At 58.8% G+C, this 25532-nt stretch carries 20 protein-coding genes and 1 pseudogene; 17 read left to right on the top strand and 4 right to left on the bottom strand.

Annotation, left to right across the window (positions count from 1 at the left end; all coding sequences use genetic code 11):
• Positions 1-29: 29 nt before the first annotated feature.
• Positions 30-593 carry an adenylate kinase gene (locus EO170_RS20605; RefSeq protein ID WP_104534684.1) on the bottom strand — a complete coding sequence of 188 codons (564 nt, stop codon included), beginning with the start codon at positions 591-593 and terminating at the stop codon, positions 30-32.
• Between the two features lie 157 nt (positions 594-750).
• On the opposite strand from EO170_RS20605, the gene EO170_RS20600 reads away from it, so the two are divergent.
• The 14 genes and pseudogenes from EO170_RS20600 (at position 751) to EO170_RS20525 (ending at position 16375) form a co-directional block, all read left to right on the top strand.
• A complete protein-coding gene (locus tag EO170_RS20600; protein WP_126947803.1) occupies positions 751-2007 on the top strand; it encodes a 6-phosphofructokinase in 1257 nt (418 codons plus the stop codon).
• A gap of 563 nt (positions 2008-2570) precedes the next feature.
• Complete coding sequence (locus tag EO170_RS20595) at positions 2571-3332, top strand: hypothetical protein (RefSeq protein ID WP_119127436.1); 762 nt, start codon at positions 2571-2573, stop codon at positions 3330-3332.
• A gap of 49 nt (positions 3333-3381) precedes the next feature.
• Positions 3382-4512 (top strand): type IV secretion system protein, encoded by a 1131-nt coding sequence (locus tag EO170_RS20590; protein WP_126947801.1) that lies wholly within the window; start codon positions 3382-3384, stop codon positions 4510-4512.
• A gap of 34 nt (positions 4513-4546) precedes the next feature.
• Positions 4547-5062, top strand: coding sequence for a DUF4189 domain-containing protein (locus EO170_RS20585; RefSeq protein ID WP_241239480.1), 516 nt, complete (start codon positions 4547-4549; stop codon positions 5060-5062).
• Between the two features lie 511 nt (positions 5063-5573).
• The gene (locus EO170_RS20580) at positions 5574-6158 is read left to right on the top strand and encodes a hypothetical protein (RefSeq protein ID WP_126947799.1); all 585 of its coding nucleotides are present in this window, start codon (positions 5574-5576) and stop codon (positions 6156-6158) included.
• Entirely contained in the window at positions 6155-7501 is a 1347-nt protein-coding gene (locus EO170_RS20575; RefSeq protein WP_126947797.1) for a DUF6792 domain-containing protein, read from the top strand. Before EO170_RS20580 ends, EO170_RS20575 begins: the two co-directional genes overlap by 4 nt.
• A gap of 35 nt (positions 7502-7536) precedes the next feature.
• Positions 7537-8610: a type IV secretion system protein gene (locus tag EO170_RS20570; protein ID WP_241239482.1), complete on the top strand. Its 1074-nt coding sequence runs from the start codon at positions 7537-7539 to the stop codon at positions 8608-8610.
• Positions 8611-8665: 55 nt separating this feature from the next.
• A complete protein-coding gene (locus EO170_RS20565; protein ID WP_126947793.1) occupies positions 8666-9196 on the top strand; it encodes a DUF4189 domain-containing protein in 531 nt (176 codons plus the stop codon).
• Positions 9197-10084: 888 nt separating this feature from the next.
• Entirely contained in the window at positions 10085-10744 is a 660-nt protein-coding gene (locus EO170_RS20555) for a hypothetical protein (RefSeq protein WP_126947791.1), read from the top strand.
• Entirely contained in the window at positions 10741-12093 is a 1353-nt protein-coding gene (locus EO170_RS20550; RefSeq protein ID WP_126947789.1) for a DUF6792 domain-containing protein, read from the top strand. The genes EO170_RS20555 and EO170_RS20550 overlap by 4 nt, the downstream gene beginning before the upstream one ends.
• A 25-nt stretch (positions 12094-12118) precedes the next feature.
• On the top strand, positions 12119-13273 hold the full coding sequence (locus tag EO170_RS20545) for a type IV secretion system protein (RefSeq protein ID WP_241239481.1): 1155 nt from the start codon (positions 12119-12121) through the stop codon (positions 13271-13273).
• The gene (locus EO170_RS20540; RefSeq protein WP_343134530.1) at positions 13242-13820 is read left to right on the top strand and encodes a DUF4189 domain-containing protein; all 579 of its coding nucleotides are present in this window, start codon (positions 13242-13244) and stop codon (positions 13818-13820) included. The genes EO170_RS20545 and EO170_RS20540 overlap by 32 nt, the downstream gene beginning before the upstream one ends.
• A 1262-nt stretch (positions 13821-15082) precedes the next feature.
• The gene (locus EO170_RS20530; protein ID WP_126947783.1) at positions 15083-15472 is read left to right on the top strand and encodes a DUF4189 domain-containing protein; all 390 of its coding nucleotides are present in this window, start codon (positions 15083-15085) and stop codon (positions 15470-15472) included.
• Between the two features lie 332 nt (positions 15473-15804).
• A pseudogene (locus EO170_RS20525) lies at positions 15805-16375 on the top strand (hypothetical protein).
• A gap of 352 nt (positions 16376-16727) precedes the next feature.
• Here EO170_RS20525 and EO170_RS20520 read toward each other — a convergent pair.
• Positions 16728-17249, bottom strand: coding sequence for a hypothetical protein (locus EO170_RS20520; RefSeq protein ID WP_126947781.1), 522 nt, complete (start codon positions 17247-17249; stop codon positions 16728-16730).
• A 248-nt stretch (positions 17250-17497) separates the two neighbouring features.
• Here EO170_RS20520 and EO170_RS20515 point away from each other — a divergent pair, with 248 nt between their 5' ends.
• Complete coding sequence (locus tag EO170_RS20515) at positions 17498-19525, top strand: sodium-translocating pyrophosphatase (RefSeq protein WP_126947779.1); 2028 nt, start codon at positions 17498-17500, stop codon at positions 19523-19525.
• 272 nt (positions 19526-19797) lie between these two features.
• Here EO170_RS20515 and EO170_RS20510 read toward each other — a convergent pair whose 3' ends face one another.
• A complete protein-coding gene (locus tag EO170_RS20510; protein ID WP_126947811.1) occupies positions 19798-20286 on the bottom strand; it encodes a hypothetical protein in 489 nt (162 codons plus the stop codon).
• 198 nt (positions 20287-20484) lie between these two features.
• On the opposite strand from EO170_RS20510, the gene ppa reads away from it, so the two are divergent.
• A complete protein-coding gene (ppa, locus tag EO170_RS20505) occupies positions 20485-21021 on the top strand; it encodes an inorganic diphosphatase (protein WP_002804918.1) in 537 nt (178 codons plus the stop codon).
• 113 nt (positions 21022-21134) lie between these two features.
• Positions 21135-22283 (top strand): HDOD domain-containing protein, encoded by a 1149-nt coding sequence (locus tag EO170_RS20500; protein ID WP_164739760.1) that lies wholly within the window; start codon positions 21135-21137, stop codon positions 22281-22283.
• Between the two features lie 343 nt (positions 22284-22626).
• On the opposite strand, the gene EO170_RS20495 is transcribed toward EO170_RS20500, so the two are convergent.
• The gene (locus EO170_RS20495; RefSeq protein WP_164741120.1) at positions 22627-25515 is read right to left on the bottom strand and encodes a TonB-dependent receptor; all 2889 of its coding nucleotides are present in this window, start codon (positions 25513-25515) and stop codon (positions 22627-22629) included.
• Positions 25516-25532 lie beyond the last annotated feature (17 nt).

Raw genomic sequence — 25532 nt, 5'->3', positions numbered from 1 at the left:
GGCGTACTGCCCGGCCCACCCACCCCGGCTCAGCGACCGAGCGCGGTGCCGATACGCTCCAGCACTTCATCCAGCGAACCTACGCCGTCCACGCGTGCCAGCTTGCCGCGCTGTTCGTAGAAACCGATCACCGGCGCCGTGGAGTCGGTATAGACCTGCAGGCGCTTGCGCACCGACTCGGGATTGTCGTCCTCGCGGCCCTCGGCCTTGGCGCGGCCGGCAATGCGCTCGACCAGCAATTCGCTGGCCACATCCAGCTGCACCACCGCATCCAGCGGCTGACCGATCTTGCCGAGCAGGTCGTCCAGCGCATTGGCCTGCGCCACGTTGCGCGGATAGCCGTCGAGAATGAAGCCCTTGGCGACATCGGCCTGACCAAGCCGCGCCTCCAGCATGCCGAGCAGGATCTCGTCGGAAACCAGATCGCCGCGTGCCATCACTTCCTTGGCCTTCAGGCCCAGCGGTGAGCCGGCGGCCACTTCGGCACGCAGCAGATCGCCGGTGGAAATATGCGGGATCCCAAACTTGTCTTTGAGACGTGTCGCCTGGGTGCCCTTGCCCGAACCGGGCGGTCCCAACAGAACCAATCGCATCAGTGGACTCCACTTTCGAATAAAAACGCGTTGCGGTTGGCGGCGTTAGACTCAGGTCTTCGCCAGCGCTGACCGTATGGTCGTGCAGCTTACCGCATCCGGGGAATGTCCCGGCACTGTCCCCTGCGCCATCGCCCATGTAAGGAGCCCGTCCCCTATGTCCACTGGCAACTTGCTGTACGCCCAATCCGGCGGCGTCACTGCCGTCATCAACGCCACCGCCGCCGGTGTGATCACCGAGGCGCGCGCACGCAAGGTCAAGGTACTGGCCGCACGCAACGGCATCCTGGGCGCCTTGCGCGAGGAGCTGATCGACACCTCGAAGGAGTCCGCCGCCACGATCGCCGCACTGGCGCAGACTCCGGGCGGCGCGTTCGGCTCGTGCCGCTACAAGCTCAAGTCGCTGGAAGAAGACAGTGCCAAATACGAGCGCCTGCTCGAGGTGCTGCGCGCGCACGACGTGCGCTGGTTCCTCTACAACGGCGGCAACGACTCGGCCGACACCGCGTGGAAGGTCTCGCAGCTGGCCAAGGCCTATGGTTACCCGCTGCACTGCATCGGCGTGCCCAAGACCATCGACAACGATCTGGCGGTGACCGACACCTGCCCCGGCTTCGGCTCGGCGGCCAAGTACACCGCGGTGTCGGTCCGCGAGGCCGCACTGGATGTCGCCGCCATGGCCGACACCTCCACCAAGGTCTTCATCTATGAGGCGATGGGCCGCCACGCCGGCTGGCTCGCCGCCGCCGCAGGCCTGGCCGGCCAGGGCCCGGACGATGCACCGCAGGTCATCCTGCTGCCCGAGCGCGCCTACGACCAGGCGGTGTTTCTGGCCAAGGTCAAGCAGGTAGTGGAAAAAGTCGGCTGGTGCGTGGTCGTGGCCAGCGAAGGCATCCAGGACGCGCAGGGCCGTTTCGTCGCCGATGCCGGCGGCGCGACCGACTCGTTCGGCCATGCGCAACTCGGCGGCGTGGCCTCGTTCCTGGCCGCGCAGGTCAAGCAGGAACTCGGCTACAAGGTGCACTGGACGCTGCCCGATTACCTGCAGCGTTCCGCACGCCACCTGGCGTCAAAGACCGACTGGGAACAGGCCCAGGCCGTGGGCAAGGCGGCGGTGCAATACGCCCTCAAGGGCATGAACGCGGTGATCCCGGTGATCGAACGTGTCAGCGACGCGCCGTACCGCTGGAAGATCGTGCCCGCCCCGCTGCACAAGGTGGCCAACCACGAAAAGAAGATGCCGCCCAGCTTCCTGCGCAAGGACGGCTTCGGCATCACCGAGCGCGCCCGCCGCTATTTCGCCCCGCTGATCAAGGGCGAGGCGCCGCTGGCCTACGGCAGCGACGGCCTGCCGAAGTACGTGACGCTGAAGAATGTGGCGGTGGCGAAGAAATTGCCGGTGTGGGAGGGGTGACAGGGGGAGCATAGCCTCCAGCCCGGGCGCCCGCGGCACCGCTGGCGCTTCGGCGGCGCAGGGGTGCAACCGACTCCGGCTGTTGAAGCCAAGGGCGTGTGTGGATTGCCGTCCGATCCGGTTGAGTCCGTGCCGCACCCGCTGCCTACTGACCGGGGCTGGCAAAGGAAAGGGCTACGCAGGCAAATGCCGCGATCGACTGTAGGGATTTTCCTACACAAACGGGCAGAGCAAGCCGGGCCGCGCCCGGACGGCTCCCCCCCAGGAGTACAGCCTGACCTCATTAGTAGAATTTTGGTTAAGTGTGTGCCACAGTTCGCACCAAACCTGCCTCATCGCGCATAGGGATAATGGCTTCAGCAGGCAATCCTCTCCAACACCCCGAGGCGGCAGCCCCTGTCGCAGGTGCCTGCGCGCCGAAAGAAGCGGCCTCACTCAGTCGCGACGAGCCGATGATTTATAACGCCAGCGCTGCTGGCTGACCAAGCAAGCGGCCTTCACTTTTGTCCCCGCTGTACTGCTCCTGCCAACTATCTATACCGTAAAGATCGACGAGACTCGCCATGACCGCACGTTCCCGCCGCCCCCGCCATCCGATTTCCCGCCTTGCCGCCGGCCTGCTGCTAACCATTGGGCTGTGCGTAGGGCCCGCCAACGCGCAAGTAGTCGTCATTAACCCGACGGGAGAGTCGAAGGATATCGCGGAATATGCGGAACAGGCCAAGCGATGGACCGACACGGCCAAGCAGTATCAACAACAGCTGCAGCATTATCAGCAGCAGCTCATCAAGTGGCAGCGTCTGCAGTTCAATGAGCCTGGACTGGAAAACAAATTTGTCACGCGCAATTTGAATCATGGGCTGGACGCCTATTGTCCCGGAGCTTCCGGCATTGCCGGTCTTTTTGAAAAAATGGCACCGATTTCACTGGATTCGCTTACTGGCAACAATTTGCAGAAAACGCAAAACGAAATTTGCAAGCAAATTGTGGTAGCACAAAACTCGCAGTACAACGAGGCGATTTTGATGATCCAGCGCCTGGTGGAACGTTCCAGAGACTTCGAACGTGTGCAACGCCAGCGCGATAAGGTGGGAGACAAGGAGGGTGCGCTCGCTGCGAACGACAACGAAATTCGGCGTTATGCGGCACGCAACGCGATGGAGCTCACCCACTGGGAAGCCAGGATGAAGGCCTATGACATCTACATCGCAGGCCTCAAGGATGACCAGAGCCTGCTGGCCAAGCGCGCGCTGGAAGGTGACAAGAACGACATCCTCGGGCAGGTCATCCAGGCAGCTGCGTTAAAGATTGCGCTGTCCAAGTAAATGAATTAGCAGGCAACAAAGCCTCATCACGGTACATAGGCAGACAGCAATGGACGTTTTTTTTCAGGGCGGGATGAACTGGTTGCAGCCGCTGGCGGACGCCAACCTTGGCGACTTCGTTTTCTTCAAACTGGTCAGCGATTATTTCAACCAGGAAATCCAGACCTTCGGCCTAGATTTGATGAAGGAGACCATGAAGTGGGTCAGCACGATCGCGCTGACGGTAACCACGCTCTGGATCCTGATTCTGGGCTACCGCATCGCCACCGGGCAATCGCGCGAGAGTGCGATGGCCACCATGGTCAAGGCCGCCAAGGTCGCCATCATCATCAGCGTGGCCTCGGCGGTCGGGGCCAATGGAGCCATGCTGCACAAGACCGTGACCCAAAACCTGGACAAGGAAATCCACGGTCTGTTCACCGGTGACGACGACAGCACCGCTGAGGACGCTATCGACGATAACCTGGCCTACACCCAGCTCGCCTTGGCGGCGCTGGATGCCGTCCGGGTGGATGCCAGCGAGCCGGAGATGCTGGAGAAAAAAGGCAGGGCCGTGATGTTGGCGGGCTTTGGCACCGCCAGCCCACCGATGGCCGCCGGCGCGATGTTGTTGCTGTTCAAGTTCACCATGGCCTTCTTGATCGGCGTCGGGCCGATCTTTATCCTGGCGTTGGTTTTCGACCAGACCAAGGACCTGTTCAAGAAGTGGCTGTTCTACCTCATCGGCACCTTGTTCTCGATGGCCATGCTGTCGGTGGTCACGGCCATGGTGCTCAAGTTCACCGCGAAGGTGGCCGCGGCCTACTGGGCGGTCAAGTTCATTAAATTCGGCGATGCCGAAGGCTTGTCCAGCCAGGCCCTGCAGCAAGGCGGCATCGGCCTGATCATGACCATGCTCATCGTCACCGTCCCCACCATCGCCGCCGCGCTATGGCAGGGCAATATGGGCACGTTCATGGCCTACTCCGCGTTTGGGACTGCGGCAAGCCCTGGACCTCAGGGCCAGCCGGCTGGGTCGTATGTGCCGCAGCAGGCTCCTAGAAATAACAGTCAAGGAGATGAGCGCAGCACAGAGACGGCGAACGCTACTAAGGCAATCGCTGGAGGTTCAACTCCAACATATATCCAGGCGCCAGGCTCACGAGGAAATGCCAGCAGAAGTGAAGGCAGTGCCACCTAGCCAACCTAGTTATTGGAATACAGTGAATTTTCAAATGAAGACACATAAATTTTTACTTACCTTCATTTTTATGAATGCCTTCCCTGCTATGGCAGAACAGGGCTGTCCCCCTGGACAATACCCTATCGGCGGACAAGGTGTAGCGGCATGCGCGCCAATTCCTCAAGAAAACTCTAGCAATCAAGCTCCTCGCCCACTCGGCAAGTGGCTCAAGACTTGGGGCGCCATTGCCCATGACCCTGTTGATGGCGTGCTAGGTGTTTCGTCAGGAAAATTTTCTAAACGAGATGCTGAAAAAGATGCACTTATGAAGTGTACCGAAGCTGGAGGAACTAGGTGCAAAGACTGGGCAAGCTACCAAAATCAGTGTGCCGCAGTTGCAGGCCCGCAAAGAAATGGAGTCAATGTTGCTGGAGCATTACAATTTTCTAGGGGTCCATCTCTTGAAGACGTGAGACGAAAAGCGGAAAACGACTGCACCTCTTCAGGCGGTCTTACGTGCACCATTCTTTATTCGAATTGCTCGGAACAAGTATTCAAAGCCTACTAAATATCACTTTCCAATAAAATAATATTTTATGGAGAGTCTTATAATACTAGCGGCATTGCTTCCATCGACCATCAGCCTCACCTCTCTCGCGAAATACCGCCAAGGTCATTATGAATGATGGCCTGGCTCAGCCACCGGCACCTTTACGACCACTAATCCAGGCCGGTTCAACGCAGTGTCAGCTTAGATATTCGCGTACCCCTGTCGCGTACAAATGCAGCAGCCCTAAAATCCGAGCAGCGTTACCGTGCAGTAGATGCTTTCAAACGCATACATGGCTTGCAACTTTCCAGACAGCTTTAACCGATAGCTCGATCTTGAATTTTTCCGGACCCTGCTAATTTGCACTGGTGTAATGTCAAGATTAGTACGGTCGCATCCACTGCGGACCAAAACTGTATTTTCTATCGCAGAGTACGCGCAGGCAGCAGAAGTACCTCCAATGACCTCAATAAGTGTCAGCCGTTTCGCTTTCCTCCTAATGCCCTTTTTCTTCGCAGGATGCAAGCCCATGAATGGCTCCGGCGAGCCCTCGCCTCCCTACAACCTCGACACCGATCCGGTCTATCGCAAAAACCCGCATCCGGCGCAGGCGTATCGTATTACCATGACGATTGAGGATGCCCCGGGGCCGTTTGACTGGATCTCAGGCACGGCGTTTTACGCGATGAGCAACCGCGATGCATGCACGCCAATTGACCGCTCGCTGGGGTTTTCAACAAAGCAAAAAGAAGATGCAATCCCCATCCATTTCGAAAAAAACAGTGACATCACATATGTGGCAACCATCTACGCCGATGGAATGATAGATGCGGACTATTATGGAAAGGGAATTTGCACCTTCGAGCTCAATGGAGTTGGGATCTCATTGAGAGCAACTGGAAAAAAAGAAGAAACCCGATTCCAGCCTTCATTATTCAAAAACGAGATTTATAGCCCAGAACCCAAAGTTACCTACTTTTGGAAAGAGCGTTACCCACAAGCAGGCATGGATGATTTTCCTGACGGCGGCGAAGCCAGACTTGACCAATTTAATGATGCCGCGCGAAAAAACACGTTCAAGGTAACCTTGACTACTGAAAAGGTGAGCCCATGAGCCTCACAAGCCAACAGTATGCCGCGCTTTCGAGAGATGTATACGACGAGCCGAAAAAGGTTGGAGAGAACAGCGACCCTGTAAACATTGGCGGGGATTTTTATAAGCGACTCAAATATGTCGATAGCTCATCAGGCTATCAAGGCATCGTCTATCAGCGAGTTGATACAAAAGATATTATTGTCGCTCACCGTGGCACAGAGACCGAGCGGCAGCCCAAAGAAGATGGTCTTTACACCGATGGCGGCATGGTGACGTTGCGTCAAAACAATCAAGCTGCCGAAGCGATCGAGCTAACCAAGTATGCATTGAACTATGCCCACGAAACAGGCCAGGGTGGAAAGACACCGGAAGTCACCGTCACCGGCCACTCCCTCGGCGGCGACTTGGCCCAAGTTTCCGCTCATCACTATGGCCTCAAGGGCGAGACTTTCAACGCCTATGGCGCCGTCAGCTTGGACCGGCGCATTCCCGAAGGCGGCTCTGCTGTCATCAATCATGTGATGGCTGGCGACGCGGTCAGTGCTGCCAGCAAGCATTATGGACAGGTCAGGATCTACGCTGCGCCACAGGAAATCACTGCCCTGCAGAAGGCCGGCTATGCCAATGACGACAGCTCGTTTGACGACCGCAATCCGGCGGTCGTCAAACCGCTTGGCGACTCTCATAGGATGCATAACTTCCTCCCTGTCGATGGCAATGGCAAACCGGATCGCTCGGTGCTGGAGGACCCCAAATCGCAGCAGTTGGCGCAGCAGTACGCACCGATGATCGAAAAGTATCGCGACGATGTGGCGCTCTCGCGCGGCGGCCTGACGCTGGCATCGCGCCACCTGCAGTCCATGAGCGTGGTCGATGGCATCAATCACCTGCGCGGCACGCTGGCCCCCGGTGCCGGTGCAGCGGAGATGGCGGCCGAGCGTTGGAGGGAAACGCAGCAGCGCATGGAGCGCGAAGACAAGCCAGTCTATGTAGCCCCTGGCTGGAAGCTGCCGCTCGGCACTACTCCCGAGCGCTGCGTAGATCCGGGCGCGGCGGCTCTTTCCAATGATCCGTTGTACCGTTCCATCCACAGCAAGTTGCCGCAGGGCACGTCCGATGCCGTAGCCCTGCATGCCACTGTGGAAGCCAAGCGCGCAGGCATCGTCAACGTCGACCAGCTGCGCACCGTGACGGTGCAAGACGGCAATGCCTGGATCGTCGGTCACACGCCGGGCTTCCGGGCCAAGATCGATCTGGCAGCCGAAGTACCACCTGTGCAGGAAAGTTTGCGCCAGTCACAGGCTTTGGATACGCAGCGATCGCAGGAGATTTCCCAGCCCTCGCCTGCGCGTGTACTCTGAGAACTATTATCCTTGCAGCAGAGCGCACGATGCGTATGCAAGCAACCACTGCAGGTACTGGCTTTAATCCCTGCGCCAGCTCTGAGACAGGCGGCCTGGAGTTGATGAGCCGTGCCATGAAGTGGGTCAGCACGATCGCGCTGACGGTAACCACGCTCTGGATCCTGATTCTGGGCTATCGCATCGCCACCGGGCAATCGCGCGAGAGTGCGATGGCCACCATGATCAAGGCGGCCAAAGTCGCCATCATCATCAGCGTGGCCTCGGCGGTCGGGGCCAATGGAGCCATGCTGCACAAGACCGTGACCCAAAACCTGGACAAGGAAATCCACGGTCTGTTCACCGGTGACGACGACAGCACCGCTGAGGACGCTATCGACGATAACCTGGCCTACACCCAGCTCGCCTTGGCGGCGCTGGATGCCGTCCGGGTAGATGCCAGCGAGCCGGAGATGCTGGAGAAAAAAGGCAGGGCCGTGATGTTGGCGGGCTTTGGCACCGCCAGCCCACCGATGGCCGCCGGCGCGATGTTGTTGCTGTTCAAGTTCACCATGGCCTTCTTGATCGGCGTCGGGCCGATCTTTATCCTGGCGTTGGTTTTCGACCAGACCAAGGACCTGTTCAAGAAGTGGCTGTTCTACCTCATCGGCACCTTGTTCTCGATGGCCATGCTGTCGGTGGTCACGGCCATGGTGCTCAAGTTCACCGCGAAGGTGGCCGCGGCCTACTGGGCGGTCAAGTTCATTAAATTCGGCGATGCCGAAGGCTTGTCCAGCCAGGCCCTGCAGCAACGCGGCATCGGCCTGATCATGACCATGCTCATCGTCACCGTCCCCACCATCGCCGCCGCGCTATGGCAGGGCAATATGGGCACGTTCATGGCCTACTCGGCGTTTGGGACTGCAGCAAGCCCTGGACCGCAGGGACAGCCGGCTGGGTCGTATATGCCATCCCGTATTGAAGCAAACAACAACCAAATAGGTTCTGAGGCGAGCCCGTCAAGTTTGTCTTCAGGACGGGTTTCTGGCCCTCCACATTCTAGCCCCGAAAATCCCCAAGTAGGGACGCGAGGAATCGCCACTCAACGGGATAGCGGCCGCTTGGGCTGATACGTGAACTGACTGTTTTTGATATGCAATGGCGTTTTAATTTCCTGAGAGAGAAATGCTGAAAATTACGCTACTTGGGTCGTTCATTTGTGCTTTTTGTGGCCATGCTGCCGCCGAAGGAAACTGTCCTCCTGGGCAGTATCCAATTGGCGGCCAAGGAGCCGTCGCTTGCGCACCTATGCCGCAATCAGGCTCCGCCATGCCTCAGGAACCACGCCCGCTTGGTAAGTGGATTAAAACTTGGGGAGCGATTGCTCTTGGCACTATTGATTCCACTCCCTATTATGGAGTGCCGACAGGGGCGTTATCAGAGTCGGAAGCCAAACAACAGTCTTTAGAACGTTGCGCGAAGCTTGGGGCAAAAAACTGCCGTGTCACGCTAACTTATCAGAATCAATGTGCAGCTATAAGTGAACCACAATTTGATGGAAAACCAAATCCTGATGGGTTAGTTCAATTTATAGGAAGATCAACTAAAGCAAAAGCATCGGAAGATGCTTTACATCAGTGCGAAAAAAGGAATCCTGGCATGCAGTGCAAGGTCATTTATCAGGAATGCTCAGAACCGGTCCTTAAAAAATATTAGCTATATCACACTAAATTTATCAAGCAAACCGACGCCATCTTTCTGATTTCGAAGCAAGGATTACAATCTAAAGGAGTTGATAGTAGGCGACCCCAAAGAACTTTAGATTAATTATAAATCCATTACTGCGGGCCTTAACGCCCCAGTCTCCAGCATAGAGCGGCGGTCACCATGAGATCATTTCTTGCTACAACAATGATCCGTTTACGCTCTGCGTCTTTATGCTCCGACTGGTTATTGGCTGCCCCTAGCTTCACAAAACCATACTTTATTCAATGCAGCATTCGCATAGATTTTTGCACGGGTCGCCTTATCGCATGCCACCGTGGTTGTGCCGCAGGATGCTTTAGGTGCCGCGCAGCAGATAACTCGCACTTCATAGGAGCGATGCAGTGGTAGAACACTCTTCCTCCATAATGCTGATTTGGTATCGGTCAGCCGAGAGCCTGCGCAATCTCCCAATCGTCGTTGTCTTAACGCTCACGCTCACTGCCAGCCTTCTTGCCTTAGCTCACGCACAACGTTTACCCACTTTCTTGTGCTCGCACACTCTGGAGCCAGAGTGGGGGCGGCGATGCACATTGCCGTTGCACTACTGCTGACGGCGTAGATTGCACAAAACCTTCGCAAATCAGGATAAACAGACTGCGGAATTACGACAGTTGCACAATACAAGTTTCAACAACGCGTTGATGCTCCTATTAACCGTTGGCGCGGCATGCACCCCTTGGCGATGCCATCTAGTGATGCAACTCCCGGAGTTCGGACTGATTTTCGGCTTCCTACACATTGCAGGGTATTGCGCAGCCCTAACATCAACCGTAGCGCTCGTCAGCTGGGTGATGGGATCACCGTTGCCGAGCGGTCTGCACGGTGCACAATGGTGACATGAACAGCTATCTGAAGATCAAGATTTTGGGCTACCTTTTCCTCACGTTCCTGGCAGGGTGCAATCCCATGAACGCTGCTTCTGAGAAACACGAAACCGACGCGACGCCCGTCGACGGCGAACCTGTCTATCGCAAGAATCCGAATCCGACGCAAGCGTACCGAATAACGATGACCATCGAGGATGCGCCGGGGCCGTTTGAGTGGATCTCAGGCACGGCCTTCTACCAGATGACTAACCACAAGCAATGTACTCCAATTGAGCCCATTGCCGGGGTGTGGAACAAGCCTGATGAAGATGGCATCCCCATTCACTTTGAGAAGCGCGATGCCTCCATTTACGTCGCGACGATCTATGCCGATGGCATGATTGATGCAGACTACTATGCCAAGGGAGTCTGCCGATGGGAACTCACTAGCATAGATGTTTCGTTAAAGGCTACCGGGAGACACGAAGAAACCAAGTTTCAGCCAGGTTTATACAAAGATAAATTATGGAGCGGCATTCCGGCTACGACCTATTTCTGGTCAGGTGGGTATCCCGAAGATGAGATGAGCGACTACCCCGACTCTGGCCACTCAGACCCAAGTCAATTCAAGGAAGATTTGCGCAAGCAGTTGTTCAAAGTGACTTTGATAGCCAGAAAGGACGCACTATGACTCTGACCGCACAACAATATGCTGCGCTGGCAAGTGATGTTTATAAAAAGCCAGATGAAACGGGCGAAAATAGTCGAACCGCAAATATCGGCGGCGTTCCCTATAAGCGGCTCGAATACGTTGATACTCCGTCCGGCTATCAGGGAACCATCTATCAGCGGATAGATACAGGTGAAATTGTCGTCGCCCATCGCGGCACCGAATTTGATCGTCAACCCAAACAAGATGGCGCCTACGCAGATGGTGGCATGGTTGCAACTCGTCACAATAACCAAGCTGCTGATGCAATTGAACTCACCCGACATGCAATGGAGATAGCTGAGCGGCGAGGCAAGCGTGACGGGCATACACCGGTAGTCACCGTTACTGGCCACTCCCTCGGCGGCGACCTTGCGCAGGTGAGTGCACACCACTTCGGCATCAAGGGCGAGACTTTCAACGCCTACGGCGCGGTCAGCTTGGACCGGCGCATTCCGGAAGGCGGCACCGATGTCATCAATCACGTGATGGCAGGCGATGCGGTCAGTGCCGCCAGCAGACATTACGGCCAAGTGAAGCTCTATGCCACGCCGCAGGAGATCGCTTTGCTGGAACAGGCCGGTTACAACAACACCCGCAGCGTGCTGGACGCGCGTAATCCTCTTGTGGCCATTCCGCTCGGCGAATCGCACCGCATCCACAATTTCCTGCCGGTCGATGGTGATGGCAAGCCGGATCGATCGGTACTAGAACACCCCGAAGCGCAGCAGTTGGCCCAGCAATATGCACCTTTGATCGACAAGTATCGCGACGATGTTGGGTCGATGCGACTTGGCGCCACTCTCGGTGCACGTAGCATGCAGGCGATGACCCTGGCCGATGGCATTAATTACATGCGCGGCACGCTGGCACCGGGCGCCGGACATACGGAGATAGCAGCGGCGCGTTGGAAGGAGCTGCAAGAGCGGATGCAAACCGAGCACGCACCGATGTATTTCCCGCCAGGTTGGAAGATGCTGTTAGGCAGGTCGCCTGAGCGCTGCGTTGAGCCCACGCCCGCATCGATACCCAACGATCCTCTTTACCAAGCCATCCACAGCAAGCTCCCCGCCGGCACTTCGCCGGCAGAGGCCATGTACGCCACCGTCGAGGCCAAACGCGCTGGCATCCTCGACGTCGGCCAGCTGCGTAGCGTCACCGTGCAGGACGGCAATGCCTGGATCATCGGCAACACGCCGGGATTCCGGGCCAAAGTGGACCTGTCGGCTGACGTGCCGCCGCTGCAGGAGAGCCTGCAAAACTCGCGCGCACTGGACGCGCAGCGATCGCAGGCGGACATGACTCAGCAATCGCCTGCACGTGTAATGTAAGGCCATGATCGAGCGGATCACACCGATGACTGCCCAGTTGCCGACTGTTACGGCAGCTCGGTGCGCGCCGCGTGGGACGCGCTGGTTGCAGCCCCTGGTGGACGCCACGCTCGGCGACTTCGTCTTCTTCAAACTGGTCAACGATTACTTCAACCGGGAAATCCAGGATTTCGGCCTTGAACTGATGAAACGGGCCATGAAGTGGGTCAGCACGATCGCGCTGACAGTGACCACGCTGTGGATCCTGATTCTGGGTTACCGCATCGCCACCGGGCAGTCGCGCGAGAGTGCGATGGCCACCATGGTCAAAGCCGCCAAGGTCGCGGTCATCATCAGCATTGCCTCGGCCCTCGGGGTCAACGGCGCCATGCTGCACCAGACCATGACCCAGAACCTGGACAAGGAAATCCACCGCCTGTTCACCGGCGATGAGGGCACTGCCGCCGATGCCATCGACGAGAACTTGGCGTACACGCAGGTCGCAATGGCCACACTGGATGCGGTGCGCGTAGATCCGGCCCAGCCGGAAGTGCTCGAGAAAAAAGGGCGCGCCATGCTGATGGCAGGCTTCGGCACCGCCAGCCCACCGATGGCCGCCGGCGCGATGTTGTTGCTGTTCAAGTTCACCATGGCTTTCTTGATCGGCATCGGGCCGATCTTCATCCTGGCGCTGATCTTCGACCAGACCAAGGACCTGTTCAAGAAGTGGCTGTTCTACGTCATCGGTACGTTGTTCTCAATGTCAATGCTGTCGGTCGTGACGGCCATGGTGCTTAAGTTCACCGCCAAGGTCGCCGCCGCCTACTGGGTGGTCAAGTTCATCCCTCTGGCCAGTGCCGAAGGCCTCTCCAGCCAGGCCCTGCAGCAGGGCGGCATCGGCCTGATCATGACCATGCTCATCATCACCGTCCCCACCATCGCCGCCGCGCTATGGCAGGGCAATATGGGCACGTTCCTGTCCTACACTGCATTCAACAACACAGCAGCCCTGGGACCTCAGGGCCAGCCGGCTGTGTCGTATATGCCAGCGCAGGTGGCAAGAAATAGCAACCCGGGTGAAGAGCGGGGTGCAGACTCGACGAGCACCAATAAAATAATCACTGGCAACACTAATTCGACACCCATTCAAGTAGCCGGCTCGCGGGGAAATGCCAGCAGAAACGGAGATAACAGTATTTAAACACCTTCATTTTCGCCAGAAAGAAGTTTTTATGAATCTCAATGTAATTATATCTTTTCTGATTTTAATCACTACATTCTCGGCAGCGGCAGAACAAGGCTGCCCACCTGGACAGTATCCGATCGGGGGACAAGGGGTGGCGGCATGCGCCCCGATTCCTCAGGGTGGCTCTGGCCAACAGGACCCTAAACCGATAGGCAAGTGGATAAAAACGTGGGGAGCAGTCGCACACGACCCTCAAAATGGAATTCTCGGTGTTTCGTTAGGAAAATTCTCCAAGCGTGAAGCAGAAAAAGATGCGCTTACCAAGTGCTCCGAAGGCGGAGGGACTAACTGTAAAGCCTGGGCAAGCTATCAGAACCAATGCACTGCCATAGCTGGGCCTCAAAAAGATAGCAGAGACGTACCCGGCGCACCATATTTTGCTAGAGGATCTTCGTTGGAGGACGTCCAAAATAGAGCTATAGATGGGTGTATTTCAGCGAACGGACTTAAGTGCGCAACTCTCTATTCAGCATGTTCAGAGCCAGTATTTAAAAGTTATTGATTTGTCATCATCTCTAGAGGAACCGCTATAAAGCTTTCCCTGGACAGTGCTGAGGTGCTGTCCAGTCGGACCCAGCGATAGGGCGACATCAGCCTTATGTTGACCATGCTCATCATCACCGACCTCGCCGCCGCGCTATGGCAGGGCATTATGGGCGCGTTCATGGCTTACTCGGCGTTTGGGACTGCGCTAGCCCTAGACCGCAGGGACAGCCGGCTGGGTCGTATATGCCGCAGCAGGCTCCTAGAAATAACAGTCAAGGAGATGAGCGCAGCACAGAGACGGCGAACGCTACTAAGGCACTCGCTGGAGGTTCAACTCCAACATTACCCAGGCGCCAGGCTCACGAGGAAATGCCCGCAAAAGTGAAGGCAATGCCACTTAGTCATCCTAGCTATTGGAATACAGTGAATTTCAAATGAAGATAAATAAATTTTTACTCACCCTCATGCTCATGAATGCCTTCTCTGCCATGGCAGAACAGGGCTGTCCCCCTGGGCAATACCCTATCGGCAGACAGGGTGTAGCGGCATGCGCGCCAATTCCTCAAGAAAACTCTAGCAATCCAGCTCCTCGCCCACTCGGCAAGTGGCTCAAGACTTGGGGCGCCGTTGCCCATGACCCTGTTGATGGCGTGCTAGGCTGAAAAAGATGCACTTATGAGATGTACCGAAGCTGGAGGAACTAGGTGCAAAGACTGGGCAAACTACCAAAATCAGTGTGCCGCAGTTGCAGGCCCGCAAAGAAATGGAGTCAATGTTGCTGGAGCATTACAATTTTCCAGGGGTCCATCTCTTGAAAACGTGAGACGCAAAGCGGAAAACGAATGCACCTCTTCAGGCGGTCTTACCTGCACCATTCTTTATTCGAATTGCTCGGAACAAGTATTCAAAGCCCACTAAATATCAATTTCCCACTAAATAATATTTATGGAGAGTCTTATACCACTACCGGCATTGCTTCCATTGACCATCAGCTTCACCTCTCTCGCAAGATACCGCCAAATTCATTATGAATGATGGCCCTGGCCCAGCCACCGGCACCTTTACGACCACTAATCCAGGCCGGTTTAATGCAGTGTCAGATACCGCGGCTTAGCAGGCACCAAGGACACTAGCGCTAGCTCACTAGTACAGGCCTATTCGTTTATGAGACTCTTGAGCTATCTAGTTTTTTTCACGTTTCTTTTCTCAGCGACTGCTCATGCAGAGCAGGGCTGCCCTCCTGGCCAATAACCCCATCGGCGGACAAGGAGTTGCTGCATGCGCCCCATTCCTGGAGGGAATACTCAAAGTACAACTGAGCCCCGCCCACTTGGCAAGTGGATAAAAACTTGGGGGGCCGTTGCAATGGGTTCGCTCGGCTTGGAAAGAAATATTGGCGTAACCGCTGGGAAATTATCTAACAAGGAAGCTGAAAGCGATGCTCTAGCTCGCTGCTCAAAGCATGGCGAAGAAGATTGCCAAATCGGACTGTCATATAGAAACCAATGTATCGCTATTGGGGAGCCACAGATTGATGGCAAACCAAATTTAGTTGGGAATGTGCAATTCTTTACCGACCAGGCAGTCGAGCAAGCCTCAGGTTTGACACAAGCCGTATGTGAAAGAAGAAATCCAGCGAACCAATGCAAAGTGCTTCACACAGCGTGATCAGAGCCGATATTTAAATATTATTAGATATTTATTTCCGATGAAAGGCGCGACTTAAACGCAGCATCACCTCAGACGTTTGCGCGTGCCTGCCCTTTGCTTGCCGACGTGGCAGTCGCAAAAGTTCAAGCGTCCGCATAGGTCGGCAGCACGCTTCCTCTACACGTGCACGGCGTGCAGCCTTCCAGTCAGCGTTGGTTTCAGCTTGGCAGTTAACCAATAATCCGGCTCTTGAACTCTTGCGAACTTCCAAACTCGTGTTATCGAGCTAGCGCAGCGTCAGAAGTAGCGCCCCCAAATGCGTGTCAAAGCTGCGTATCTTCTATCGCGCAATGTGTGCATCGTCAAAAACCGACGCGACGACCAGCGATCCGGTCTACCGAAAGAACCCGCATCCGACGCAGGCGTATCGCATCACTTTGAAAATGAAGATGCGCCAGGGCCGTTTGACTGGATCTCGGGTACGGTTTTACCAGATGACCAACCGCAAGCAATGCACGCAAATCGAGCCCATCGCTGGTGTGTGGAGCAAGCATGATGAGGATGACATCCCCATCCACCCTGAGAAGCGCTATGCATCCACATACGTCACGACGATCTACGCCGATGGCATGGATGATGCGGACTACTATGCCAAGGGAGTCTGCCGATGGGACTCATTGGCGTAGATGCTTCGTTAAAGGCTACCGGGAGACACGAAGGAACCAGGTTTCAGTCAGGATTATACAAAGATAAATTATTGAGCGGCATTCCGGCTACGACCTATTTCTAGTCAGGTGGGTATCCGAAGATGAGATGAGTAACTACCCCGACTCGGGACACTCAAACCCAAGTCAATTCAAGGAAGATTTGCGCAAGCAGTTGTTCAAAGTGACTTTAGCAGCCAGAAAGTACGCACCATAAAAATTCACACCAGAAGCAGAATTTAACTGTTTATACAGCCTGCTCTAACCCAGTTTACAATGAATTTGGCCTTTGGCGCATGCTCTTAATAGGAAGGTAAGATTTACATTAATTTCATCCGTGCGTCAGGCCTTGGGAAACGAAAAACCCATTTCCCGGATGTCGCAGCAAATGACAGGTACGCACGCCTGCGGCGTCGGCGGCATCTACTAATTGTAAGCGGCTGACAAAAGCGGCAGGCATCTGCCAGGTGGATGCGTAGGGCGAGTACTGGGCATGCAAGTTATGTATGCCACTCGCGAACACCAGCCGCATCCATCTGACGGCTGTGAAGCAGGCCTCCTCGCCTCTCCTATTGACAGGCCTTGCCTTCCATCGTCTGCTGCGCAGCGAACATCGGTACCTGCGGGATCTTGCCGGCGGCGGCTTGTTGCTTCGCATCCTCCAGGTAGATGCGCGACTGGCCTTGGCCATCGAGCTGCGGCTTGGCCTCCACCGGCTTGCGCCAGACGCGCACCACCGCCTGCTGCGCGGGGCAGGTTGCGCTGGGGACGCGGATCACATCGTTGAAGATCCAGCCAGACGCGACGCTGGGCGCGGCCTTGGCGAAATCCACGAAGCGTGCACGCGGCTGGCAGGTGGGACTGCTGCTCACCACCGACAACGTATACGGCTGCGCGGCATTGCCGGTGAACACGCCTTCCAGGCGCGCGCAGGCCTCGGGAATCTGGCGCAGGGTGTGCACGGCGCCGACCGCTTGCGCGGTGCCGGCTGGACGCTGCTTCAATTCCGGCGTCGGTTCGGCAGCGAGCGCTTGGGCGCTGAGCAAGACTGCAGCGATCGTCACGGCATATTTTGCGGCATGGTTCGACATCGTCACTCCTGGATCGGCTCGATCACGTTGGCCGCAGGCTGTCATGCCGCAACTGAACGACGCGCCAAAGCCGCAGTGGTGGCAGCGGCGCAAGCCGCGGCGCATACTCGCCCGCAATCCGGCCACCTGAACATCGCGACGCGCATTACGGTCCCCATGGCCGTCGAGTCCGTATTCGCCACTCCACTCGCTGCGTGCATCGCCCTTGGTTCGTCCGACCGGACGACATCCATTCTCTGGGAGGGGTCATGCTGGAACACTACGGGTTACTACTTGCGCTGGGCTGTGCAGTCCTGGCAATCGTCTATGGCGGTATGTCGGCACGCTGGGTGATCGCGCAGCCGAGCGGCAATGCACGCATGCAGGAGATCGCCGCCGCAATCCAGGAAGGCGCACGCGCGTATCTCAATCGGCAATACCTCACCATTTCGATTGCCGGCGGCGTGCTGTTCGTCCTGGTCGGGCTGTTTCTAAGCTGGTACACCGCCGTCGGGTTTGCGATCGGCGCGGTGCTGTCGGGGTTGGCCGGCTATATCGGCATGAACGTGTCGGTCCGTGCCAACGTCCGTACGGCCGAGGCCGCGCGGCATGGCATCGGCCCTGCGATGGATGTGGCGTTCCGTGGCGGTGCCATCACCGGCATGCTGGTGGTCGGCCTGGGACTGCTCGGTGTCGCCGGTTACTACGCGCTGTTGCAAGCGGTGGGACTGCCGCTGGAGCGCAACCTGCATGCACTGGTGGGGCTGGCATTCGGCTCGTCGCTGATTTCGATCTTCGCGCGCCTGGGTGGCGGTATTTTCACCAAGGGTGCGGACGTGGGCGCGGACCTGGTCGGCAAGGTGGAAGCCGGTATCCCCGAGGACGATCCACGCAACCCGGCGGTGATCGCCGACAACGTGGGCGACAATGTCGGCGACTGCGCCGGCATGGCGGCGGATCTGTTCGAAACCTATGCAGTCACCGTGATCGCCACCATGCTGCTGGGCAGCCTGACGCTGGCCGAAACCGGGCCGCAGGCGGTGCTGTACCCGCTGGTGCTGGGTGGTGTCTCCATCATCGCTTCAATCGTGGGCGCCTCGTTTGTCAAGGTCAAAGCGGGCGGCTCGATCATGGGCGCGCTCTACAAGGGCGTGATCGTCTCCGGCGTGCTGGCCGCACTGGCCTACTGGCCGATCACCCAGTCGTTGATGCGCGACAACACGCATGGCGCCACCGCGTTGTATGCCTGCGCCTTGATCGGCCTGGTGCTCACCGGCCTGATCGTCTGGATCACCGAGTACTACACCGGCACCCAGTACAAGCCAGTGCAGCACGTTGCCGCCGCAAGCACCACCGGCCACGGCACCAATATCATTGCCGGGCTTGGCGTCTCGATGAAATCCACTGCGTTGCCGGTCATTGCGGTGTGCGCGGCAATCTGGGGCGCATTTCATTTTGGCGGTTTGTACGGCATCGCGACCGCAGCAACTGCAATGCTGTCGATGGCCGGCATGATCGTGGCGCTGGATGCATACGGGCCGATTACCGACAACGCCGGCGGCATCGCCGAAATGGCCGAGTTGCCGCCGGAAGTACGCAACATCACCGATCCGCTGGATGCGGTGGGCAACACCACCAAGGCGGTCACCAAGGGCTATGCGATCGGCTCGGCCGCGCTGGCCGCGCTGGTGCTGTTTGCCGACTACACCCACAACCTGCAGGCGGCAAATCCCGGCCAGGTATTCGCCTTCGACCTGTCCGACCACACCGTGATCATCGGTTTGTTGATCGGCGGCTTGATCCCGTATCTGTTCGGCGCAATGGCGATGGAAGCGGTTGGACGCGCGGCAGGCGCCGTAGTCGAGGAAGTGCGTCGCCAGTTCCGCGAGATTCCGGGGATCATGGCCGGCACCGCCAGGCCCCAGTACGACCGCGCGGTCGACATGCTGACCCGCTCGGCGATCCGCGAAATGATCCTGCCCTCGCTACTGCCGGTGGTGGTGCCGGTGGTGGTCGGGCTGCTGCTGGGGCCGCGGGCACTGGGCGGATTGTTGATCGGCACGATCGTGACCGGCCTGTTTCTGGCGATTTCGATGACCACCGGTGGCGGGGCCTGGGACAACGCCAAGAAGTACATCGAAGACGGCCACTTCGGCGGCAAGGGCAGCGAAGCGCACAAGGCAGCCATCACCGGCGATACGGTAGGCGACCCGTACAAGGACACCGCCGGGCCGGCGATCAATCCGCTGATCAAGATCATCAACATCGTGGCCTTGCTGCTGGTACCGCTGCTTTGAGGGGGACGTGCCGCAAGCCGCGGGCTGACCGAAGGTGACGGGGCGGGACCCGGAACGTGCCAACGCACGCCCCGGGTCCCTACGCCACGCCAGGCCCGACGACTGCCTGCGGTGCTTACCTGACCACCGCGGACAAGCCCATTGGCCTGCCGCGTGCGATGCTGGCGTACTGCATAGCTCGATCGCCCAAGCCGCGCCTGCCCCGCTGCTGCCCGGATGCGGTCACTGCACCAGGCAGCCCACAGCGCAACAGCCTGCGGTGCGGCCGGTCCTCAAAGGCAACCGATCAGGCCGTCATAGATCGGCGGCGCGCCACCGGGCAGTGGCTGGAACAGCGGATTGTTCACCGACAGGGTGCGATACATCTCGTCCAGGCGCGTCCCGGCCTTCAGTGGCGCCGTGCAGCGCCAGACCCGGCTGTCCGAGCGCAGGTACCCGCTTTGGGGGTCGACGCTGACCTCGCTGGCGCCGAAGGTCCAGATGCAGCTGCGCACCACCCCGCTCACCCGATGCACCGAGCAGCGGAAGCGCAGCGGCTGGTAGTCGCTGAATTCGCCGCCGCAAAAGGTATCGCCGCAGATCTGGTCGAAGTCGTGCTCCAGGCGCTGTTCCAGATCGACAAAGGCCTCCCAGCCCTCGCCGTTGGCGGGCCAGTCCACCGCGTCGACGAAGACCGGCGGTGACGCAGGCGTCGCCGCACCAGCGAGCTGGGCGGCACCGCAGAGCAGCAGCACAACAAGCAAACGCACAGGCTTGAACATGGCAGTTCCCGAGCAGTGGAGGAGTCTGCAGCGTGCGCCGCGCTGCGTGCCGCGTGGATCGGAGAGCTCCCCGGGATGAATGCGGGCTATGCCGCATATGGCAGTCAGAACATTGCCCATTCAGTGTCGCTGCACCGCAACAGCCGAACGCGTAGAATCGCGCTCCACACACTAGATGACGTCTCGGGAGTTACGCGCATGGGTCTTGAACTGGTCACCTCCGGCAAGAATCTGCCGGAAGAAATCAACGTCGTCATCGAAATTCCAAAGGATTCGGAGCCGGTCAAGTACGAAGTGGACAAGGCCAGCGGCGCGATCTTCGTCGACCGCATCCTGTCCACTCCGATGCGTTACCCCTGCAACTACGGCTATGTGCCCAACACCCTGTGTGGCGACGGCGACCCGGCCGACGTGCTGGTGGTGCTGCCGCTGCCGTTGGTGCCCGGCTCGGTGGTGCGTTGCCGTCCGGTCGGCGTGCTGCGCATGAGCGATGAGGCCGGTAGCGACGAGAAGATCCTGGCGGTGCCGATCGAGAAGATCTTCTCCGGCTACGCGCATATCGAGGATATCGACCAGGTGTCCAGCCACTGGATGGAGCGCATCGGTCATTTCTTCGAGCATTACAAGGACTTGGAGAAGGGCAAGTGGGTCAAGCTGGATGGTTGGGGCGGCGCGGCCGAGGCCAAGCGCATCCTGGTGGAGTCGGTGGAACGCTATAATTCCGACGCACCCTGATTCAACGACCGTGATGCAGCCCCGCAACCGCGGGGCGATCGGGATCACGCTTTTGGCGTGATCCCGGTGACCGCCAGCGGCAGATTGGGTACATTGCCGACAGCGTTTGGCCGGTGTCTGCCACCGGTGACTCTTGGGGAAGTGTCTTGCGTATTCTGTTTGTTGGGGACGAAGCCAGTCTTCCGTCCGAACTGAGCGACTACGTCGCTGATCTGGGTGATCAATGGCAGGTGCAGCAGGTGGCCGATGGTAATTCGGCCATTGAAGCGGCTGCGTTGTCGCCGTTCGATGCGGTCATCGTCGCCCCCGTCTTGCCCGATCTTACTTCCGCCACGCTGCTGGGGCAGATCCGTACACTGCGCCCGGACACCATCCGCATCGCCTTGATCGATGCCCGGGATGGCCAACGCACGCCGCCGGCGCGCATCATTGGCGTGGCGCACCGCTTCCTGCCGATGCCGCTGGCCCCGGAAGTCCTGCTCGAAGCCATCACCAGCCTGGAAGAACTGCGCGATCTGCTCAGCAATCCGCGTTTGCGCGCTGCGATCGGCCGGATCGAAAAACTGCCGTCGCCACCGCACCTGTATCTGAGCCTGATGCATGCCCTGGAAGAGGACGAAGGCACCGATGCGGCCGATATCGCCAAGCTGATCGCTGGCGATCCGGCGATTGCGGCCAAGGTACTGCAGCTGTGCAATTCGGCGTTCTTCTCCGGCGGCCGCAGCATCACCGATCTGCGCACGGCAGTGACCCGCCTGGGCGTAGCCACGCTGCGCGACCTGGTCCTGGCCAGCGAAGTGTTCTCGGTACAGACCCTGACCCCGGCCGAACGCAATGCGATGCAGCGCCGCGCCCTGCTCTCTTCGCGCCTGGCGGCCAAGGTGTTGCCGCCGACCAGCGCAGAACTCGGCTCCACCGCCGCGCTGCTGGCCGACATCGGCCTGCTGCTGCCCGGTGTGCGCGACGAGCGCGAACCGGCGCTGGAAGGCGGTGACGATCGCCTGGGCCACACCGAGGCCGGCGCGTACCTGCTCGGCCTGTGGGGCCTGCCGATGCCGATCATCGAAGCGGTGGCCTTCCATCGCCACCCGCAGCGCTCCAGCCTGCGCAGTTTCTGGGTGACCGGCGCGGTGCATGTGGCGACCGCATTGGCCAGCGGCGAAACCGTGGACGAAGAATACCTGTCCAAGGTCGGCGTGCTCACCCGCCTGCCGGCCTGGCGCGAACAGGCCGATACCTTGCTGGGGCTTGCCGAGGCCTGAGAGCAGCACCAGGTTGATGCAACAGGAAAGGCGCGACGTGGTCGCGCCTTTTTTCTTTGGCTGTTTGCGAAACGCCCACGCTGACATGGCGCAATGCGATTTGTCTGCGCACGCATCGCGGCGCTTGCGATCTGCACAGATATCGCAACATGACGCGCGCGGCGACGTGCAGCAAACCATCAAGCACGCTTGTCATCCCAGCGCGCGCAGCAGCTGATCAGGCAAGCAGGGACACAACGCACATGGCAGCAATAATGTTTGCCAGGCCTTGTTCCTTACTCGATCTCCGGAAACAAAAAAAACGGGCCTTTCGGCCCGTTTTTTCTTTACGACACTTCGATGATCAGAAGCGCTGGTTGTACTGCACAAACAGGAAGCGGTCGTAGTCGAGCATCGGATCGATCGCAGCGGTGCTGCTGTTGGTGATCGAGTAGGTGATCGGTGGCTGCTTGTTCCAGATGTTGCGGGCACCAACGGTCACGCTGCCATCCCACGGAGCCTGCCAGGTAACCGAGACGTCCTGGTAGGAGATCGAGCCCTTCTTGTTGGAACCGGTGCCACCAGCCCAGCCCGGATTCGGCGTCTGGTAGTTCGGGTTGTTGCACTCGATACCTGCGGCTGCATCCCAGCAGTAATCACGGAAACCGCCGTAGTAGCGCAGGTTCCAGTTGGCCGACAATGCACCCAGCGACCAGTCCAGACCCAAGGTGGCACGCACGCGCGGGAAGTTCCAGTAGCCAGCCGAGTTGGCCCATTCGGCGCCTGCTTCGGCCTGCGACTTGTAGGTCGCCAGGTAGTTGGTGTCCAGGTTGACGGCGAACTTGCCGTAGGCGGTTTCGGGCATGCGGTAACGCACGCCGAAGTTGTAGCCCTCGGTTTCCAGACGACCCAGGTTGACGTTACCGCGGCTCAGCGTGGTGACCTGGCCGGTGACCGCATCGCGGCCGTAGTCGGCGCAGTAGCTGGCCAGGCTGTTGAGGTAGCAGTTGTTCAACACATCATTGGCCGTCAGCGACGTAATGATGTTGGAGATCGAAATGCGGTACCAGTCCAGCGAGAAGTCCAGGCCCTGCACCCAATGCGGGCTGTACACCATGCCCACGGTGCGGGTGATGCTGTATTCCGGCTCGAGCTCGTCGTTACCCACGCCCGAGTTGAACGGCGCGTTGCCCTGCACGTCGCGACGCGTCACCGGGTTGCCCGCGGTATCGGTCTGACGGAAACCTGCCGGCAGGCCTTCCCCGGCGCAGCGTGCTGCCACGCCTGCATTGCCCAGCGAGCCGAAGGTCGCATCGCACGGATCGGTGAAGGTATCGAACGTCTGCGAACCGCCGCCGAAGGTGTCCGACAGCGTCGGCGCACGGAAACCGGTGCCGTAGGTACCACGCACCAGCAGGTCGTCGATCGGCTTCCAGGTGAAGCTGAACTTGCTGTTGGTGGTGTCGCCGAAGCGGCTGTAGTTGCTGTAACGCGCGGCCACGTCGAACGACAGTTCCTTGGCGCCCGGCAGATCCTTCAACACCGGGATCAACAGCTCCAGGTAGGCTTCGTTGGTCTGGTAGCGACCTTCGGTTGCCTGTGCAGCCAGGTCGGTGGTGTAACCGGCGCTGGACAGCTGATCCGGATAGTCGTAACCGCTGATTTCGCGGTGTTCGACGCCTGCGGCGAAGCCCAGTTCACCAGCCGGCAGGTCGAACAGGCCGCCGGTGACGTTGGCGGTCCACTGCTTGCTCAGGCTCTGCTGCGTGGACTGACCCAGCGCATTGATGTACTGCAGCGCGTTGGGCGTGGAGGCCGACGGGCCGCCCAGGATGTTGAACGGGGTGCACTGGCCCAGCGCATTGCTGGTACCCAGCGCGATCGGGGCCGCTGCGGTACCGCACTGCACCTGACCCTGCGCATTGAGGAACGACGGGCCCAGTGCCTTCTGCAGCGCCAGCAGGTTGATGTTGCCGCGCGAAACCTGCGTCACATCGTACTTGTTGTAGTTGAAGCCCACGTCCCAGTTCCAGCCGTGGCTGCCAACGTCGAACACGCCTTCCAGCGCCGCATCGAAGTGCAGGGTCTTGACGTTGCTTTCGGTGGTGCGCGGCAGTTCAACCGTGCGACGGAACCAGCTGTTGATGTCCTGGCCGATCGGGTTGTAGTAGCTGGCACCGCTGATCGCCACCGGGAACTGCGGCTGCGAAGAAGCCTGCAGCGGGTAGCCGGCAATCTGACGGTTCGAGTCGCGCTCGGAGTACATCGCCGTCGACTTGAAGGTGATGCTGTCGGTGATGTTGTAGCTGCCGGTGGTGAAGATCGATTTGTTGCGGCTGGACTGCTGCAACATCATCTGGTCGACGGAGTTGTAGTAGTCGTCGGTGGTGATGTCGTTGTGGTAGTTGGCGATGTTGCGCGAATCGGCGCCCACGCCACGGCCGTCGAACGAACCGGTGTGGTTGAGGATGTAGGTGTCGCCATTGGCGGTGAAGCGGCCCCACGGACCGGTCGCGCTCAGGCTGTCTTCGATATGGTTCGGGCCGGCCGAGTAACGGGTCAGCGCGCGATCCTTGGCCCACACCGGATCTTCGTTGGTGTAGTTGGCACCGAACACCAGCGAGGAGCGGTCGGTGGTGGTGCCGGCGGTGAAGGAGTACTGCTCCTTGGAACCGTCGCCACGGCCGTTCTGGCCGAAGTAGGCCGACGCTTCGGCACCGTCGTAGTTCTGGCGCAGGATGATGTTGACCACACCGGCCACGGCGTCGGAACCGTAGATCGCCGAGGCGCCATCCTTGAGGACTTCGATGCGCTCGATCAGCGAGCTGGGAATGGTGGACATGTCGGTCAGGCCGTTCAGGCTGCTGGTCCAACGCTTGCCGTTCACCAATACCAGGGTGCGGTTTTCATTCAGGTTGTACAGATTGACGTACTGGCCGCCCTGCTCCGAATCGGACGTCAGCACTGCAGCCTTGCTGTAGGACTGCGTACCGGCAATCGACAGGTTCTGCAGGATGTCACCAACGCTGACCAGGCCCGACTTCTGGATGTCCTGCTGGGAGACGGTGAACACCGGCTGTGCGGTTTCGACGTCGACCGAGCGGATGCGCGAGCCGGTGATTTCGATGCGGTCCAGCGTCGTGGTCGACGGGGCGGACTGCTCTTGTGCATTGGCGGCAAAAGCCGGCGTCAACGCGATCGCAATACCGGCGGGCAACAGGCCCAGCCGCACTGCGGAGGTGCGAAGGTTCATCAATCTCTCCAGGGTTC

It is taken from the genome of Xanthomonas sp. BRIP62409 (assembly GCF_003992965.1).
Classification (GTDB): Bacteria; Pseudomonadota; Gammaproteobacteria; order Xanthomonadales; family Xanthomonadaceae; genus Xanthomonas; species Xanthomonas euroxanthea.
This window is presented reverse-complemented; position numbering and strand designations above follow the sequence as displayed.